Consider the following 15,605-nt stretch of genomic DNA (forward strand, 5'->3'; position numbering starts at 1 on the left):
CGTACCCGCGACTACTCTCGCGGCGGTTCGAAAAATCGGAGACGATTCGAGTTCTGAGGGGCGTCGCGTCCCGACTTACTGCATCGTCCCCTCGGTGACGAGGGTGTCGTCCTCGAGGTAGTGCTCGATGTGGTGGGCGTCCTCCTCGACCTGCACGATGTTCTCGCGGAGGATCTCGCCGGTCGTGGGGTCGCCGAGGCCGTCGGCGAGCTCGACGTGCTCGCGCAGCGTCTCGATGATGTCGCCGTACATCTCCATGTCGTTCGCCAGCGACGTGCGGATGTCGTAGACGTCCTCGTCCTCGGGCTCGATAGGGGCCTCCTCCTGCAGCGTCGTCATGGACGCGTGCGGGACGCCGCCCAGGGCCTGCACGCGCTCGGCGAGTTCGTCGGCGAACGCCTCGGCGTTCTCGGCGGCCTCGCCGAGGAAGATGTGCAGGTCGCGGAACTCCGCGCCCTCCACGTTCCAGTGATGCTTGCGCAGCTGGTGGTACAGCACGTACGTCGCCGCGAGGTCGGTGTTGAGCGCGTCGATGATCTGCTCGGCCTTCTCGGCGTCCATCCGAAGCGCTTCGCTTCCCTCGACATCGCCGGCGGACTTCAGCACACGCTTTTGAGTACTCATCTGTACCCGAACGTACGCCCGCCGGACACATAAAACCCCGTGTCACGACAAGAATTCTTTTGGAATACCTAAACACCGTTATCGTTTCGGGAACCAGAACGCGGATTCGGGGTGTGGAGGTCGTCGTTCCCGGCCGCGTCGAGAACCGGGATGAACTCGCGCTGTTCGGCGAGCACTTCGGGGTCGAGGTCGGCGATCAGGTCGCGCTCGTCGCGGTTCAGCGCCGCGGCGACGGCGCCGTCCGGACGGACGACCGCCGACCGCCCGGCGTAGACCGTTTCGGGTGCGTCCGGTACGTCGCGCGCGCCGGTCCACCCGGCGCCGACGACCCAGCGAACGCCGTCGAGCGCCCGGGCGCGCAACAGGAGTCGCCAGTTCTCCGAGTGGGCCGCCGGCCACGCGCCGGCGACGAACAGCGCGTCGACCCGGTCGGCCGCGAAGGCGGCGCTGTCGCCGACGACGTTCAGGTCGTAGCAGGTGACGAGCCCCGTCGACCCCGCGGGCGTCTCGACGACGACACGCTCGTCGCCGGCGGTCACCACGTCCGCCTCGCTCCCCCGGAGGTGTCGCTTGCGGTAGACGGTCGTGTCGCCGTCGGGGGCGACGTACGCGAGGGCGTTGTACAGCCGGTTGTCGCTCGCGGCGCGTTCGAGGTAGCCCGCGACAATGGCGAGGTCATTGGCGGCCGCGACCGACCGGAGCCGGTCGAGTTCCGGCCCGTCGCGGTCGAGGGCGACCGCTCGGGCGCGTTCGTCGGCGACGAAGCCCGTCAGCGCGTACTCCGGGAACAGCGCGACGGCGACGCGGTCCGGCAGGGCGGCGACGCGCTCGGCGACGGCGTCGAGGTTTGCCGCGGTGTCCAGATTGGCGACGGACAACTGGGGGACGGCGACGGTTGGCACGCCGAACCGCTCGGCCCCCGGCCGCAAAACGACGGCGGTCGCACGCCCGGAATATGGAAACGCCCTTGTAGCCGACACACCCATCATCGGCCATGAGCGACGACGACCCGGCCGAGGAGTCAGGCGACCCCGAGGACGCCGAGGAGACGGAACTCGTCCCCGAGGTGTCCGCGGAGGATCTCGACACTCGGCTGGACGAGACCGCCGAGGCGCTCGAGGCCGCCGAGACCGAAGCCGACCTCGACGATGTCGAAGCCGACCTCGACGACATCGAGGAGGACCTCGAACGCGCCGAGCTCCCGGAACCGGACGAGGACGACGAGGACGCGGAGGACCCGCGCGAGGAGTTGGAGTCGCGCCTCTCCGACCAGCGTGACGACCTCGAAGAGCAGCGTGGCCCCTACGCGTCCGACGTGGTCGACGACATCGAATCGGCGCGGGCGACGATCGCCGATACGCGCTGGACGGAGGCGGGAGAGGCCGACCTCCCCGGCGTCGTCGACGAGTTCCTCGCCGCGGTGACCGACGCGCTCGATGCGGATCTCGACCGCACGGGCGACGACGACCTCGAGTCGCTGGCCGACGCGCTCGACGACGCCGTCGCGGCCGTCGAGGACGCTGACTTGGACGCCGACGAGGACGCCGACACCATCGCCGCCCTGCTCGAGGCGACTGACGCGCTGGAGACGGGCGTCGACGACGCCGAGGAGTGGGACGACCTCGAAACGCACGAACAGCTCCAGGCGCAGGGATTCTACGACGTACTCGGGCACTACAAGGACTTCCCGCCTGAGCTTGCGGCGCTGAAGGAGCACGAGCAGCAGGGCAACGTCGAGATGGTGCTGCTCGCGCTCGACTCCCTGCAGTCGGAGTTCATGGAGGAGCACTGTCTGGACGCGCTCACGCGGATGAACGACGAGGGCGCCTTCGAGGCCATGCACCAGCGCGCACAGAAGCGCGACCAGCCCGCGATCCGCGCGCTCGGCAAGATGGCCGCCGAGAACGCCGTCGAGACGCTCGTCGAGTACGTCGACTCCGACTCGAACCCCGCCCTGCAGAAGGTGACGTTCAAGGCGCTCGGCGAGATCGGCCACGCCGACGCCGTCCAGCCGCTCGCGAACAAGCTCGCCATGGACAACGACGAGGTGCGCCCCTATGCGGCCCGCGCGCTGGGGCTCATCGGCGACGCCCGCGCGGTCGACCCGCTGGCGGACGCCGCGGCCGACGACGAGAGCGACAACGTCCGCGCGGCCGCCCTGTGGGCGCTGCGCCAGATCGGCACCGAGGACGCGCTGGAGGCGGCCGCCGAGTTCGACGACGACCGTGCGTTCATCGTGCAGACGGAGGCCGAGAAGGCCCGCGACGCCCTCGACGCCGCCGGCGAGGGCGAGGAAGTCGCCGCGTAATCGCGACAACCCCGCCGTCGCGACCGGTTCTTACAGCAGTTCTCCGACGAACAGCAGCGTGAACCCCAGCGAGACCAGCAGGCCGCCGACCCGGCCGAGGTTCGTGTGTTCGGTGACCTCGGCGGGCGCGATGTCGACATCGTAGCTGTCCCACTCCTCCTCGTAGGTGACGTACGAGGGGACCTGAAAGAACTCCAGGGCGACGAGGGCGCCCCCGACGGCGCCCAGCGCGGCCCCGGCGAGCGTGACCCCCTCGGCGACGGTGACCATACCGGGTATCCGCAATCGTCGACGCAAAAACGCACCGAAGGCCGCCGGGTCGACCGCCGACGTGGACGAGTCGAACTCCGGCGTCGACGCGGCGAGGGTTGAAATACGAACGCGCGGCCAACGCGTCCCAGTGGCACGCAGCATCGCGGCCGTCGTGTTCGCGCTCCTCCTCCTCGGAGCGACAGCCTCGGCGACGGCGACAGCGGCGGCGGCAGCGCCGGCACCGACGACGGCGACGCCGACGCCCCCATCGCCATCGCCACCGGCGGCGGTCGCGACCGCACCGAAATCACCGGCGGCGAGTACGGGGGAGCCGACCGCCCCTCGGATCGTCGGCCTCCTCCCGAACCCCGTCGCCGACGACGACGCCGGCGAGTACGTATACCTGCGGCTGCCGGCCGGGAACTGGAGCCTCGACGACGGCGAGGACGTAGTCACGATCCGGCAACGACAACCAGGGACGGTCGTCGTGACCGCCGATCCCGGAGCGTTGGTCGATACGCCCGACGGATGCGTCGTCGCCCGCGGGCTCGCGCTGTCGAACACGGGCGAGCGCGTCGTGCTCCGGCGGGGCGGAGCGAACGGGACGGTCGTCGACGCCGTCGAGTACGGTCGCGCGCCCGAGGGCGAACGCTGGGCGCGCGGTGGGGACCCTCGATGGCGACCGGTCGGGTTCGACCCCAGGGAGCCGGTTTCGCTGGGGGCCGCGAACGCGACGGCGTTCGTGCTTCCCGACGCCCCCGGAGAGGCAGTCGTACCCATTCGAGCGGCGGACGACCGCGTCCTGCTCGCGGGGTACACCTTCGCCTCCGAGCGCGTCGCCGACGAGTTGATCGCCGCACACGAACGCGGTGTCTCGGTCCGAGTGCTCCTCGAGGGGGGACCCGTCGGCGGGATCTCCACGCGTCAGGCCGAGCTCCTCGACGCGCTCGTCGCCGCGGGCGTCGAGGTTCGCGTGGTGTCGGGAACTCGCGCCAGGTTCCGGTATCACCACGCGAAGTACGCCGTCGCCGACGACGCGGCGGTCGTCCTCACGGAGAACTGGAAGCCGAGCGGGACGGGCGGCGGCGACAGCCGCGGGTGGGGCGTCACGCTCCGGTCGCCGCGGGTGGCCGACGCGCTCGCCGACCTCTTCCGCGCGGACGCCGGATGGCGCGACGCCGTCCCCTGGGAGCGGTACCGCGCGGGCAGGTCATTCGAACCCGTCGAGGCGGCGACCGGCTCGTATCCCACCAGGCACGCGCCGGCGGACGTACGGGCTGAACACGTCCGGCTGCTGACCGCGCCCGGAAACGCGGAGTCGGCGGTCGTCGCAACGATCGACGACGCGGTCGCCAGGGTCGACGTTCTCCAGCCCACTGTCGACGACGGCTCGCTGCTCGCGTCGCTTCGCCGCGCGGCCGAGCGCGGCGTCCGCGTGCGGCTGCTGCTGTCGAACGCGTGGTACGTCGCCGAGCGGAACGCCGCGCTGGTAGCCGACCTGAACCGTTGGGCCGACGCCGCGGACGTTCCGTTCAAGGCGCGCGTCGCGGAGCCGTCCGGTCGCTACGGGAAAGTCCACGCGAAGGGCGTCGTCGCCGACGACACCGCGCTCGTGGGGTCGCTCAACTGGAACCCGACGAGCGCCCGCGAGAACCGCGAGGTTGTCGTCGCGCTGGAGGGCGAGGCGATCGCGGGCTACTACCGCGAGAGCTTCGAGGCCGACTGGCGCGCCGGCGGCGGGAGGTGGGACGATCTGCCGCCCGCCGTCGCGGTCGCGGCGGTCGGAGCGGTCGCCGGCGCGGCGCTGTTCGTCAGGCGACGGCTGACGTTCGACGACTCGGCGGAAAACGATGGAATCGATCGACCGGGGCCGATCGGGTGAGCCATCCGTTTCATCTGATGAGCGTGCCGTTCCGTCGGGGGGAGCCTTCGGTCCGGCCCCGTCAGTCGTCGAGCTCGACCGTCGTCGACAGCTCCTCGTCCAGCTCGGCGTCGGCCATCTTGTCGACGAGCGCGTCGATCACGTCCTCGCGGCGACCCTCGACGAACTTGATCGAGCCGACGACGAGGTGGCCGCCGCCGGAGACGCCCCCGCCGACGACCTCCTCGTTGAGCTCGGTCACCATCTGTGGGATGTCGAGGCGGACGCCGTCACTCCGGAGGACGGCGAAGTCCGGTCCGTAGCCGATCGTGATGACGGGTTCGCCCGTCGCGCGCACCTTCCGGTCGTGGAGTTCGCCGGTGGTCTTGCCGGGCGCGGGGTAGGTGAACCGCTTGGCGAAGTTCTCCAGGTCGATGCGGTAGAGGTGGGCGTCGGAGTCGAGCCGTTCGTGTTCGACGTGCGGCTCGACGGCGTCGAGCTGCTCCTCCACGTCGCGCTCGGCGCGCGTCGAGAGGAACTCGACGAGGTCGCGGTGGCGGTCGGCGTCGTCGCTGCCGACGTCGAGCACGTCGCTCACGAGCGTCTTGCCCTCGCTGTAGCGCAGCCAGTGGGCGGCGTAGTCGAGCGCCTCGCCGATGTCCTCGATGTCCTCGCGGTCGTAGCCGGCCGCGTCCGCCAGGTCGACGAACTCGTCCATCACCTCGGCCTTCGAGCGGTCCGACAGCCCCGCGACCGCGGGGACGTGTCGGAGCTCGTCGGTGACGCTCGGGTCGATGAGGCGCGCGAGCTCGACGCACATCATGCCCGTCGTGATGCGGTAGTCCTCGTCGTGGAGGTAGGGGTTGACGTGCGCGTCGAGCAGGTCGTTCACCGCCTCGGGATCCGGGTGGTGGTGGTCGACGACGGCGATGGGCACGTCGTAGTGGGCGAGGTTCTTGTAGGCGGGCACGTCCTCCTCGGTCGACCCGTTGTCGAGCATCAGGAGGAACGGGAGCTTCTGACCGTGGCGGGCGCGACCCTCCAGCGCGAAGTTGAGGTCGCGGGTCACGTCCTCCATCTCGTAGAAGGGCGCCTTGCTCGGGAGGCGCTTGAGGGTGTGGCGCGCGGCGTCGTCGCCCTCGTGGACCTCCTCGATGAAGTTCTCAAGCGCGAGTTGGACCGGGATGGCCGCACACATGCCGTCGCCGTCGGCGTGATGGCGGATGCGGATCGGGCGCCCCTCCAGCACCGTGCGCCGGAGCGTGCGCGCGAGGTCCTCCAGCTCGGGGCGGAGCTTCTCGAACGCCGGCCAGTCGACGAGCGGGTCGACCGACTCGGGCTCGGCACGCTCGCGCATCGCTTCGTCGAGGCGCTCGCGGGCGGCCGCGGCCGTCTCGCCGTCGAGCACGGCGATGTCGTCGACCTCGAGCTGGGTGGTTCCCTCGTGGGTCTCGACGGAGCCGGACACGCGGACGACGTCGCCGATCTCGACCTCGGGGTAGGCGCGGACGCCGGCCTCCTCGAAGGCGGCCGCCGCCATCACGCCGGTCTCGTCGGCGACGTGGAAGATGGTCGGGCCCCCGGTCTGTTTGATCTGGGAGATCTCCCCCTCGACGGTGACGGCGTCGCCGACGGTCGCGTCGGCGATCGCGACGATCTCCGGCTCGTGTTCGACGGCCAGGACGTTCGCGTCCGCGAGGTCGACGTCTGCGAGGTCGAACGACACGTCGCCGTTCTCCTTCAGTTCCTCGAGGACGACGACCAACTCGTCGCCCACGGCGAACGTGTCGCCGTCGAGGTTCGACTCGTGCAGCAGTCCCGATACCTCATCGGAGACGTCGACGAAGACGCCGTAGTCGACCACGCCGTTGACCTCCGCGCGGTAGCGCGCGCCGACGTCCACGTCGGCCAGCGTGCAGGCGGGATCGAGCTCGTAGACCACGGGGCGGGAATCCCCCTCCCCGTTCTCGCCGGGTTCCCCGGCGGCGGAATCACTCATATCGGGTGGTGGGTGACGGCGGGTGTTAAGGGTTGTAGTATCGCTTCAGGGGTGTGCTGGAGCCACACCCCACGGAGTCGTCGGGTCCGAAGCGGGGCCATCGACACCCTTAGTTGGCGCCCGGTCGGAGATCCGCCAATGCGACTGTTCCGGTCGAGCGAGCTGCTCGGCATCGCGGCCGAGACCCTCACGTTCGCGCTGGAGGCGTCCCGGGACACCCACCCGAACGAGTACATGGGCTTTCTCCGGGCGACCGACGCGCGCGATCTCGGCCTCGACCGGAAGGGACAGGTGATCACCGACGTGCTCGTCATTCCCGGCACCACGTCGACGCCGGAGTCGGCGACCGTCCGCGAGCACATGAAACCCAACTCCTCGCGGGCGGTCGGCTCGATCCACTCCCACCCCAACGGCGTCCTCCGGCCCTCCGACGCCGATCTGGCGACGTTCCACGCCGGCGAGGTCCACGTCATCCTCGGCGCCCCGTACGAGCGCGACTGCTGGCGGGCGTTCGACTCCGACGGCGACCCCCGCGATCTGGACGTGATCGACGTGGCGCTGCCCGAGGACGAGGCGTTCTTCGACTTCGACCAGACCGATATCGACGCGGAGCTGTACGATGAGTGAGGGACCCGACGGAGGGCGACGCGAGGACGGAAGCGATGCCGACGGCGACGATGGCCCCCGGATCGCGCTCGCGCAGGGCACCTTCGACATCCTCCACCCCGGTCACCTCCACTACCTGGAGGACGCAGCCGCCCGCGGCGACGAACTCCACGTCATCGTCGCCCGGCGCGACAACGTGACGCACAAGCCCAAGCCCGTGTGCCCGGACCGACAGCGTCGGGACATGATCGCCGCCCTCGAGGTCGTCGACGAGGCCCACCTCGGGCACCCCGAGGACTTCTTCGTCCCCGTGCGCGATATCGACCCGGACGTGATCGTGCTCGGGTTCGACCAGCACCACGACGAGGCCGCCCTCGCCGACGCGCTCGCGGCGGCTGGCATCGACGCGGAGGTGGCGCGTGCGACCGCCCGCGACCCGCGCTACGAGGGGGAACTCCTCTCGACGGGCGACATCGTCGACAAGTTGCTTCGCGAGCGCGACCGACGCTCGCACTCGGAACCGGAGTAGCGCGCTCGAAAACCGGAACGGCTCCCGGAACTGGCGAGGCCCGCGACCGCCGTCGAAACGGGGCCCGCGGGTAAGTCGGACATGTCACGCCTCCGCAAGCGTCGCCTGCCAGAGGTATGCCGGCGCGAGCGCGACGACGAGGGCGCCGAGGGCGACCGCGACGATCCCGAACGAGCGCAGCGTCGGCGCCGCCGCCAGCGCCCCGCGGAACGCCGCCGGCGTGCCGGCCGCGAGCAGGAGCGCCCCCGCGGCCCACAACCCGAACGCCCGCCGCGTGATCGCGTCGGGAACCCCGTCGCCGAGGCGGACGTACACCGCGACGAGGCCGATCCCCGCCGCCAGCGCGACGCCCGCGCCGACGAACGCGAGGACGACCGTGAGCAGCTGGAACGCCGGAAGCTGCGCGATCATCGCCGTCCCTCCGACCGCAGACGACGTCGGCGGGAGCAGTGCCGGGAGTGTTGCCGACGGTGTTGCTGCCGCCGGTCGGAGAGTCGCTGACGACCGGCGGGCGTCGGCGGACGCGGTGCGGCGACGAGCGACGACATCTGCGAGTTACAGTCGGTCGTACCGTTGGAGGCCGTGCCAGATGGCGTCGACCATCCGCGACTCGGCGTCCGCCTCCGGCTCGGTATCGTCGCCGGCGGCCGCCTCCTCCCAGCCGCGCGCGAGCGCGTCCTCGATCACGGCCAGCGAGTGGTTCTCGAAGTTGTTCATCCCGCGGAAGTCCTCCAGGGCCGCACGCTCGGGGGCGCCGAACGACGCGCTCGGTTCGGCGTCGAGAAAGCCCATATCCGCGAGCACCTCCGATACCGCCATCGCCGCCTCGCCCGACAGCTCCGCGGGGTCGTCGGGCTCCTCGCGGGCCAGGAGGGTCACGTCGTACAGCTTGAACACCCGCTCCAGTTCGTCGATCGGGCGCTCGTGGTCGTCGACGCGCACGTCGATCCAGCGGTCGTTCTTCCCGTCGTAGCCGCCCTCGGGCTTGGCGACGTACAGCGCGGCCGACTGCTCGCCGCGGGAGTCGCCGCCGGCGTCGTTGCCGGCGTGCAGCGCGGCGATGAGTCGCTCGGGGAGCCCGCCGTCGCCCCTCTCGAACGCCTCGGCCATCGCGTCGAGCGTCGCCTCGTTCTCGAGGATGTTCCCCTGCACCGTGTAGTGCTCACCCTGCCGGTCGCCGGAGACCGCGAAGCACTCCTCGCCGGTGAACGCCGCCGGCTCGCTGTCGAGGTCGACGACTCCGACCTGCCGCTGTGCGGCCTCCTCGTCGGCGGCAGTGAGCGCCTCGATGGCCTCGGCCGGGGTGTGACCCTCGCGGAGGAGGTCGAGCCCGTCCGGCCCGTACGCGACGTTGGCGAAGCTCTGGGTCGCGACCGCGCCCGCGTCGGCCGAGACGAACGGGACGACGGCGCCGACGGAGACGAACTTCGACTGGACGGCGACGCCGACGGCGTCCGTCTCCGGGTCGCGCGCCGCGATGGAGAACGTCATGCCGTGAGTGGACCCTCGGCGGCGACAAAAGCGTGCCGGGGTGCGGGACGGCCGTGTGTGCGACCCCGGGGGATCTGGCGGCCGAACCCGCGCGTGTCGGTCGAACGCGGCGGGCTCAGTCCGCCGTCCGGGCGGTCCGGATCCGGATCACGAGACGTGTTCGATGAGTTCGACGATGGAGCCGGCCGGGTCGACGAGGAACGCGATCCGGAGGTCGCCGAAGCGCTCGGGGCCCATCACCCAGTCGACGCCGGAGCCGACGCCGTCGATCGCCTCGCGCGCATCGTCGATGTCGTCGACGACGAACCCGAAGTGGAGCAGACCGTTCGGCATCGACGCCACGTCGCCGGTCGCCTCGTACGGCGCCCGGTCGAAGACGTACACGCGCTTGTCGGCCACCTCCAGGGCGACGTGATCGACGGCCGTCGGGCCCTCGCCGTCCTCCGCGCGTCCACGCTCGATGATCGTTCCGTCGAACGGCTCCTCGTAGAACGCCGCCGTCGCGTCCACGTCGTCGGCCTTCAGCGCCACGTGAAAGAACGAGTTCGGTGTCACGGTCGACCCCTCACAGCCCGGGACCAAGTCGTTGCCGGCGGCGACCAGGTTACCGGGCCGCCGCGGCGACGAGGCGTTTTTCACCGTCCCGGCGGAACGTGCGACCATGGAAGTCCGGGGCGAGCGCGAGTGTACGGAGTGCGGGACCCGCTGGTCGTACTTCGAGACGGGGAGCGTCGCCTGTCCGGACTGCGGAAGCCTCCGGAGCGTGGGCACCGGCGAGCGCCGCAAACACACCGACGCGCCGGCGGAGATAGACCTGACCTCCGTGCTGGCGCGGCTCGACGACACGCCGCTTTCGGACCTCGTCGACGAGATCAAAGCCGAGTGTCGGACGTACCTCCGCAAGCGGGGGTTCATCCGCGGGGGCGAGCTCGCGCCGCTGGACGACGCGTACCTCGCGGTCGCCGAACTCCGCCACGCGGCCGACGTGTACGGCCGGATCGCCGGCCCGGGCGGCGGGCGCGCGGACGCGACGATCCACGACGGGGACCGGGGTCCCGAGGGCGCCAGCCCCGGCGTCACCGACGACGAGGAGTGGTACCTCACGACGTTGCTGCGGTCGGCCGACACGGGCGAGCGCCCGGACGCCGACGACGTGCCCCCGCGGATGCACGAGGCGCGCGGGCTCGCCGCCGCGGAGGCCGCCCTGGAGTACCGGACGGACGTGTCGACGTACCTCGACGAGCACCCGGACCCCGAGGCGAACCGAACGCTCGGCGCGATCCGCGACCGCGCGAAGCGGATCGACGCGCTCGGCGGCGACGTGGAGCCGGCCGAGGCCGACGCGCTCGTCGCCGCCGCCGCGGAGCTGGGTCGCTATCTCATCGCCGGCGACGAGGACGCGCTGGCGAGCGCACGAGAGCGGCTGGAACGAATGAACTGAGTCGCCACGGCTGCCGGAAACCCGAACCGGAGAAACGGTGGTAGTGTCTACGGGAGGTCGATCTCGACGCCGTGCTGCTCGCTCGCGGCCTTCACCGTGTTGTAGAGCAACATCGCGCGCGTCATCGGGCCGACGCCGCCGGGAACGGGCGTGATGGCGCCCGCCTTGTCCGCGACCTCGTCGTAGGCCACGTCGCCGACGAGCGTCGACTCGCCGTCGCGCTCGACGCGGTTGATCCCCACGTCGATGACGGTCGCCCCCTCTGAGATCATGTCCGCGGTGATGAACTCGGGGATGCCCGCGGCGGCGACGACGATGTCCGCCCGGCGGGTGTGGCTCGCGAGGTCGTCGGTCCGCGAGTGACACACCGTCGTGGTCGCGTTGCCGCCCTCCCCGCGGCCGAACAGGAGGTTCGCCATCGGCTTGCCGACGATGTCCGAGCGGCCGACGACGACCGCCTCCTTCCCCTCGGGGTCCACGCCCGCGGCCGCGAGCAGGCGCTGGATGCCGTGGGGCGTGCAGGGCTTGAACCGCGGGTTGCCGGCGACGAGTCGGCCGACGTTCTCCGGGTGGAACCCGTCGACGTCCTTCGCGGGGTCGACCGACCGGAGGACGCGCCGGGTGTCGACCTGATCGACGACGGGCATCTGCACGAGGACGCCGTGGACCGAGTCGTCGGCGTTCAGCTCGTCGACGGTGTCGTACAGCTCCTCGGCCGGGGCGTCGTCGTCCACGTCGACGTGGATGCCGTCGATGCCGACCTCCTCGCAGTCGTTCTGCTTCATCGAGACGTACGTCTCGCTGGCGGGGTCGTCGCTCATCAGCACGGTCGCCAGCGCCGGCTCGACGCCCGCCCGTTTCAGCGTCTCCACGCAGTCGGCGACGCCGTCGCGGATCTCGGCGGCGACGGCGTTGCCGTCGATGTCGGTCATGGTCGATGGGGCGGCGGCGACGCCTAAGAATCCTCGGGTTCGTGCACAACAGGGCGTCGGGGGAGAGAGTAACTATGCGAAAACGTGGATCGAACGGGCGATCAGTCGGCGATCGCCTACTCGTACAGCGGGTGCGCGTCGGTCAGCTCGTCGACGCGATCGCGCACCTCGGCGATCACCGACTCGTCCCCGACGTTGTCGACGACCCGGTGGATGAGGTCGCCGACCTCGCGGCAGTCGGCCTCGTCGAAGCCGCGGGTGGTGAGCGCAGGAGTGCCCGCGCGGATGCCCGAGGGGTCGAACGGCGAGCGCGTCTCGCCGGGCACCGTGTTCGCGTTGAGGACGATGCCGGCGTCGGCGAGCGCCTCCTCGGCGTCGCCGCCGGAGGTGTCCGGGTGGGACTCTCGCAGGTCGACGAGCACGAGGTGGGTGTCGGTGCCGCCGGAGACGACCTCCAGCCCGTTGTCCTCGAAGGAGTCGGCGAGCGCCTCGGCGTTGTCGACGACCCGCCGAGCGTACTCGCCGAACTCGGGTTCGAGCGCCTCGCCGAAGCCGACGGCCTTGCCGGCGATGTTGTGCATCAGGGGGCCGCCCTGCCCGCCGGGGAACACCGCGGCGTCGACGTCGTCGGCATGCTCCTCGCCGCACATGACGATGCCGCCGCGGCCCGCGCGGATCGTCTTGTGGGTCGAGCCGGTGACGAAGTCGGCGACGCCGACGGGCGAGTCGTGGACGCCCGCGGCGACGAGCCCGGTGATGTGGGCGATGTCCGCGAGGTGGTACGCGTCGACCGCGTCGGCGACCGTCTGGATGCGCTCCCACTCGACCTCCCGCGGGTACGCCGAGTAGCCCGAGACGATGATGTCGGGGTCGAACTCGTCGGCCTGCTCGGCGAGCGCCTCGTAGTCGATGTACCCCGTCTCGGGGTCGACGCCGTACTGCTCGACCTCGAACAGCTGGCCGGTGAAGTTCGCGGGGTGGCCGTGGCTGAGGTGCCCGCCGTGTTCGAGTTCGAGCGAGAGGATCTTGTCGCTGGGGTCCAGCGTGGCGAGGTACACCGCCATGTTCGCCTGCGTGCCGGAGTGCGGCTGGACGTTGACGTGCTCGGCGCCCCACAGCTCCTTCGCGCGCTCGATGGCCAGTTGCTCGACCTCGTCGGCGTACTCGCAGCCGGCGTAGTAGCGCGCGCCGGGGTAGCCCTCCGCGTACTTGTTCGTGAGCGCGCTCCCCTGCGCCTCCAGGACGGCCTCCGAGACGTGGTTCTCGGAGGCGATCATCGCCAGCGTGTCCTGCTGTCGGCGAACCTCGCCCTCGAGCGCGTCGGCGACCGCCGGGTCCGTCTCGCGTACCGCGGGATACTCCATACCGACGCTCCGGCGAGCGGCGACAAAAAGCCATCCGTACTCGGGCGGCCGGCGACACCGATAAATGGGGCCACTCCGGACGTGCGTGCAGTCCGATGCAGGTCGAGGGAACCGAGGACGGGCTCCGCGCGGTCGACGCCGCCAAACACTCCGTCGACGTTCGGGCCGACGGGTGGAGCGACGGCGCCGACACGTCCGCGCCGTCGCTGTCGGCGGCCATCGACGCGCTCGATCTGGGGGACGCCTGGACGCCGGACGCGACGGTGTCCGGCTCCGTGGAGTCGCTCGGGTTCCCGCCGGTATACGCGCCGGTTCGCGACGTCGACACCGGGGAGGTGTTCGACCTCGGCAGCGGCACCGGTCCGCTGACGATCCCCGAAGGGAGGTACGCGCTCTACGTCGAAAGTCGGATCGACGTGTACGTCCGGTTCGACGGCGCGGCGACGATCGAGAAGCCGCGCTACGAGCGCCTACACGTCAGGTTTCCGGAAGAGACGGCCGTCGAGATCGGCTTCGGCGGCGGGGTCACCGACGACCCCGAGACGGTGACGGTGCCGGCGACGCCCGACGGCGTCGCGACGGCGCTGTCGACGTTCCCGGCCGGGCACCGCACCGCGACCGCCGACCGGTCGTTCGACAGCATGCGGGGGGTGCCCCCGAAGATCGCGTTCGGCGACGCCGTCTCGATCCCCGACACGCTGCGCGAGCGACGCGACGACGCCGGCGTGCGCGTCGTTGTCCCGCCGGATCTGGACCACCTGTTCGTCGCCTCGCCGCTTGCCCACTACGTCGGCGCCGAGGTCGTCGTCGAGCCCGACGCGCGACCGCGGGTGGAGACACCCGGGGGGACGCACTCGCTCCCGCGGCTCCCCGAGTTCCAGGACGCGGTCGCCTCGCTGCTCGAACGGGCGTTCTACCTCGACTGCGTCGTCAGGGACGCCGGCCCGTACGGCTCCGGGCTGTCCGTCGCGGAGGTGACCGCCGAACTCGGCCTCGACTCCGGGTCGCTGTACGCCGCCTCGCCGGGCGAGCGGCTCGACGCGTACCTCGCGACGGCGTTCGAGTCGGTCCGCGACCGGTTCCCGGAGTGGCACCTGTCGATGTCGATCGAGCCGACGTACGAGCACGTCCCGACGCTGTCGCACCTCCTCGCGAACGTCCCGCACGTCCGGGTCGCGGAGTCGACCACGCTCGCGGAGTCGGAGTGGCTCGACACTTCGCTGTCGGACTTCTACCGGCGCGACGTCGGGGAGGTCGCGTCGGTCGAACTGGTCCAGCCCGAGTTGGGTCGGGCGCGGACGCACGGCTGGCTCGCCGACGGCGTGCCGATAGACGCGTTCAAGACCGTCCCGGAGGCGTACGAGAACCGGGCCCGGTACCTCGACGCGGCCGGCGAGCCGATCTCGATCGTCGCGATCTTGAACGACGGGGACATGCGCGAGGAGCACGACGGCGTCGCCGCCCACTACCGCGAGCGCGCCGAGGCGCTCGACCTCGACCTCACGTTGAAGGAACACCTCACCGTCGACGAGCTCGCCTCCGTGTTCGAGTCGCGGACAGACCTCGTTCACTACATCGGCCACTGCGAGCGCGAGGGGCTCCGGTGTACCGACGGCTACCTCTCGGCGTCGAGCCTCTCGGCGTCGAACGCACAGACCTTCTTCCTGAACGCCTGCGGCTCCTTCCACGAGGGGATCGAGCTGATCCGGAAGGGGAGCGTCGCCGGCGCGGTCACCTTCAGCGAGGTGCTCGACGGCCAGGCGGCGACGGTCGGTACGATGTTCGCCAGGCTGCTCGTCACCGGCTACTGCATGGAGCGGGCGCTGGACAAGTCGCGACGCCAGATCATGACCGGGAAGGATTACGCCGTCGTCGGCGACGGGACGCACGTCCTGACGCAGTCGGAGGACATCGTCGGGACGGACGTCCGGGTGACCGAAGCGGGGCCGGATCGGTTCGACGTGACGGTGACGATGGGCGCGCCCTGGATGGCCGGCGGGTTCTTCCGGCCGTACCTCCAGGAGGGCGACGAGACGCACCTCCTCGGCGCACGTAGCGAGTTCACGGTGGGTCGCGCGGAGCTGGTCGAGTTCCTCTCGTATGCTGACAAGGCCGTCCTGTTCGACGGCGCGCTCCGCTGGTCGGACGTGCTCGCCGAGGAGCTTCGGGAGTCGTAGCCGCTCCGGGAACCGTACCCG

General features: G+C 71.0%; 15 protein-coding genes. 6 read left to right on the forward strand and 9 right to left on the reverse strand.

The annotated features are described in order from the left end of the window. Positions 1–75 precede the first annotated feature (75 nt). A complete protein-coding gene (dpsA, locus tag K6T50_RS01715) occupies positions 76–624 on the reverse strand; it encodes a DNA starvation/stationary phase protection protein DpsA (protein WP_222607725.1) in 549 nt (182 codons plus the stop codon). A gap of 68 nt (positions 625–692) precedes the next feature. After that, positions 693–1,526, reverse strand: coding sequence for a carbon-nitrogen hydrolase family protein (locus K6T50_RS01720; RefSeq protein WP_225935350.1), 834 nt, complete (start codon positions 1,524–1,526; stop codon positions 693–695). A 92-nt stretch (positions 1,527–1,618) separates the two neighbouring features. On the opposite strand from K6T50_RS01720, the gene K6T50_RS01725 reads away from it, so the two are divergent. Beyond that, entirely contained in the window at positions 1,619–2,932 is a 1,314-nt protein-coding gene (locus K6T50_RS01725; RefSeq protein WP_222607726.1) for a HEAT repeat domain-containing protein, read from the forward strand. A gap of 30 nt (positions 2,933–2,962) precedes the next feature. Here K6T50_RS01725 and K6T50_RS01730 read toward each other — a convergent pair whose 3' ends face one another. Continuing rightward, positions 2,963–3,202 (reverse strand): hypothetical protein, encoded by a 240-nt coding sequence (locus tag K6T50_RS01730; RefSeq protein WP_222607727.1) that lies wholly within the window; start codon positions 3,200–3,202, stop codon positions 2,963–2,965. 130 nt (positions 3,203–3,332) lie between these two features. On the opposite strand from K6T50_RS01730, the gene K6T50_RS01735 reads away from it, so the two are divergent. Then, positions 3,333–5,066 carry a phospholipase D-like domain-containing protein gene (locus K6T50_RS01735; protein ID WP_222607728.1) on the forward strand — a complete coding sequence of 578 codons (1,734 nt, stop codon included), beginning with the start codon at positions 3,333–3,335 and terminating at the stop codon, positions 5,064–5,066. Between the two features lie 61 nt (positions 5,067–5,127). Here the strand turns inward: K6T50_RS01735 and han are convergent, their stop codons facing one another. After that, positions 5,128–7,044, reverse strand: a complete 1,917-nt coding sequence (gene han / locus K6T50_RS01740; RefSeq protein ID WP_222607729.1) for a Hef-associated nuclease — start codon at positions 7,042–7,044, stop codon at positions 5,128–5,130. A gap of 138 nt (positions 7,045–7,182) precedes the next feature. Here han and K6T50_RS01745 point away from each other — a divergent pair, with 138 nt between their 5' ends. Beyond that, entirely contained in the window at positions 7,183–7,671 is a 489-nt protein-coding gene (locus K6T50_RS01745; protein WP_222607730.1) for a Mov34/MPN/PAD-1 family protein, read from the forward strand. Then, positions 7,664–8,179: an FAD synthase family protein gene (locus tag K6T50_RS01750; protein WP_222607731.1), complete on the forward strand. Its 516-nt coding sequence runs from the start codon at positions 7,664–7,666 to the stop codon at positions 8,177–8,179. The genes K6T50_RS01745 and K6T50_RS01750 overlap by 8 nt, the downstream gene beginning before the upstream one ends. A gap of 84 nt (positions 8,180–8,263) precedes the next feature. Here K6T50_RS01750 and K6T50_RS01755 read toward each other — a convergent pair whose 3' ends face one another. The 3 genes from K6T50_RS01755 to K6T50_RS01765 form a co-directional block, all read right to left on the reverse strand. Beyond that, on the reverse strand, positions 8,264–8,590 hold the full coding sequence (locus K6T50_RS01755; protein ID WP_222607732.1) for a hypothetical protein: 327 nt from the start codon (positions 8,588–8,590) through the stop codon (positions 8,264–8,266). Between the two features lie 144 nt (positions 8,591–8,734). Then, complete coding sequence (locus K6T50_RS01760) at positions 8,735–9,670, reverse strand: DUF1028 domain-containing protein (RefSeq protein WP_222607733.1); 936 nt, start codon at positions 9,668–9,670, stop codon at positions 8,735–8,737. A gap of 147 nt (positions 9,671–9,817) precedes the next feature. Next, a complete protein-coding gene (locus K6T50_RS01765; protein ID WP_222607734.1) occupies positions 9,818–10,333 on the reverse strand; it encodes a VOC family protein in 516 nt (171 codons plus the stop codon). Between K6T50_RS01765 and K6T50_RS01770 the strand changes: the two genes are divergently transcribed. Then, positions 10,332–11,111 carry a DUF7117 family protein gene (locus tag K6T50_RS01770; protein WP_222607735.1) on the forward strand — a complete coding sequence of 260 codons (780 nt, stop codon included), beginning with the start codon at positions 10,332–10,334 and terminating at the stop codon, positions 11,109–11,111. The two genes, K6T50_RS01765 and K6T50_RS01770, sit on opposite strands and share 2 nt — an antisense overlap. 47 nt (positions 11,112–11,158) lie before the next feature. Here K6T50_RS01770 and K6T50_RS01775 read toward each other — a convergent pair whose 3' ends face one another. Together K6T50_RS01775 and glyA are read right to left on the reverse strand one after the other, a co-directional pair. Then, a complete protein-coding gene (locus K6T50_RS01775) occupies positions 11,159–12,043 on the reverse strand; it encodes a tetrahydrofolate dehydrogenase/cyclohydrolase catalytic domain-containing protein (protein ID WP_222607736.1) in 885 nt (294 codons plus the stop codon). A 116-nt stretch (positions 12,044–12,159) separates the two neighbouring features. Next, complete coding sequence (gene glyA, locus K6T50_RS01780) at positions 12,160–13,407, reverse strand: serine hydroxymethyltransferase (RefSeq protein WP_222607737.1); 1,248 nt, start codon at positions 13,405–13,407, stop codon at positions 12,160–12,162. A 95-nt stretch (positions 13,408–13,502) separates the two neighbouring features. Here glyA and K6T50_RS01785 point away from each other — a divergent pair, with 95 nt between their 5' ends. Beyond that, complete coding sequence (locus tag K6T50_RS01785) at positions 13,503–15,584, forward strand: hypothetical protein (protein WP_222607738.1); 2,082 nt, start codon at positions 13,503–13,505, stop codon at positions 15,582–15,584. Positions 15,585–15,605: the final 21 nt, after the last annotated feature.

Origin of the sequence: Halobaculum magnesiiphilum (assembly GCF_019823105.1) — an archaeon.
Taxonomy (GTDB): Archaea; Halobacteriota; Halobacteria; order Halobacteriales; family Haloferacaceae; genus Halobaculum; species Halobaculum magnesiiphilum.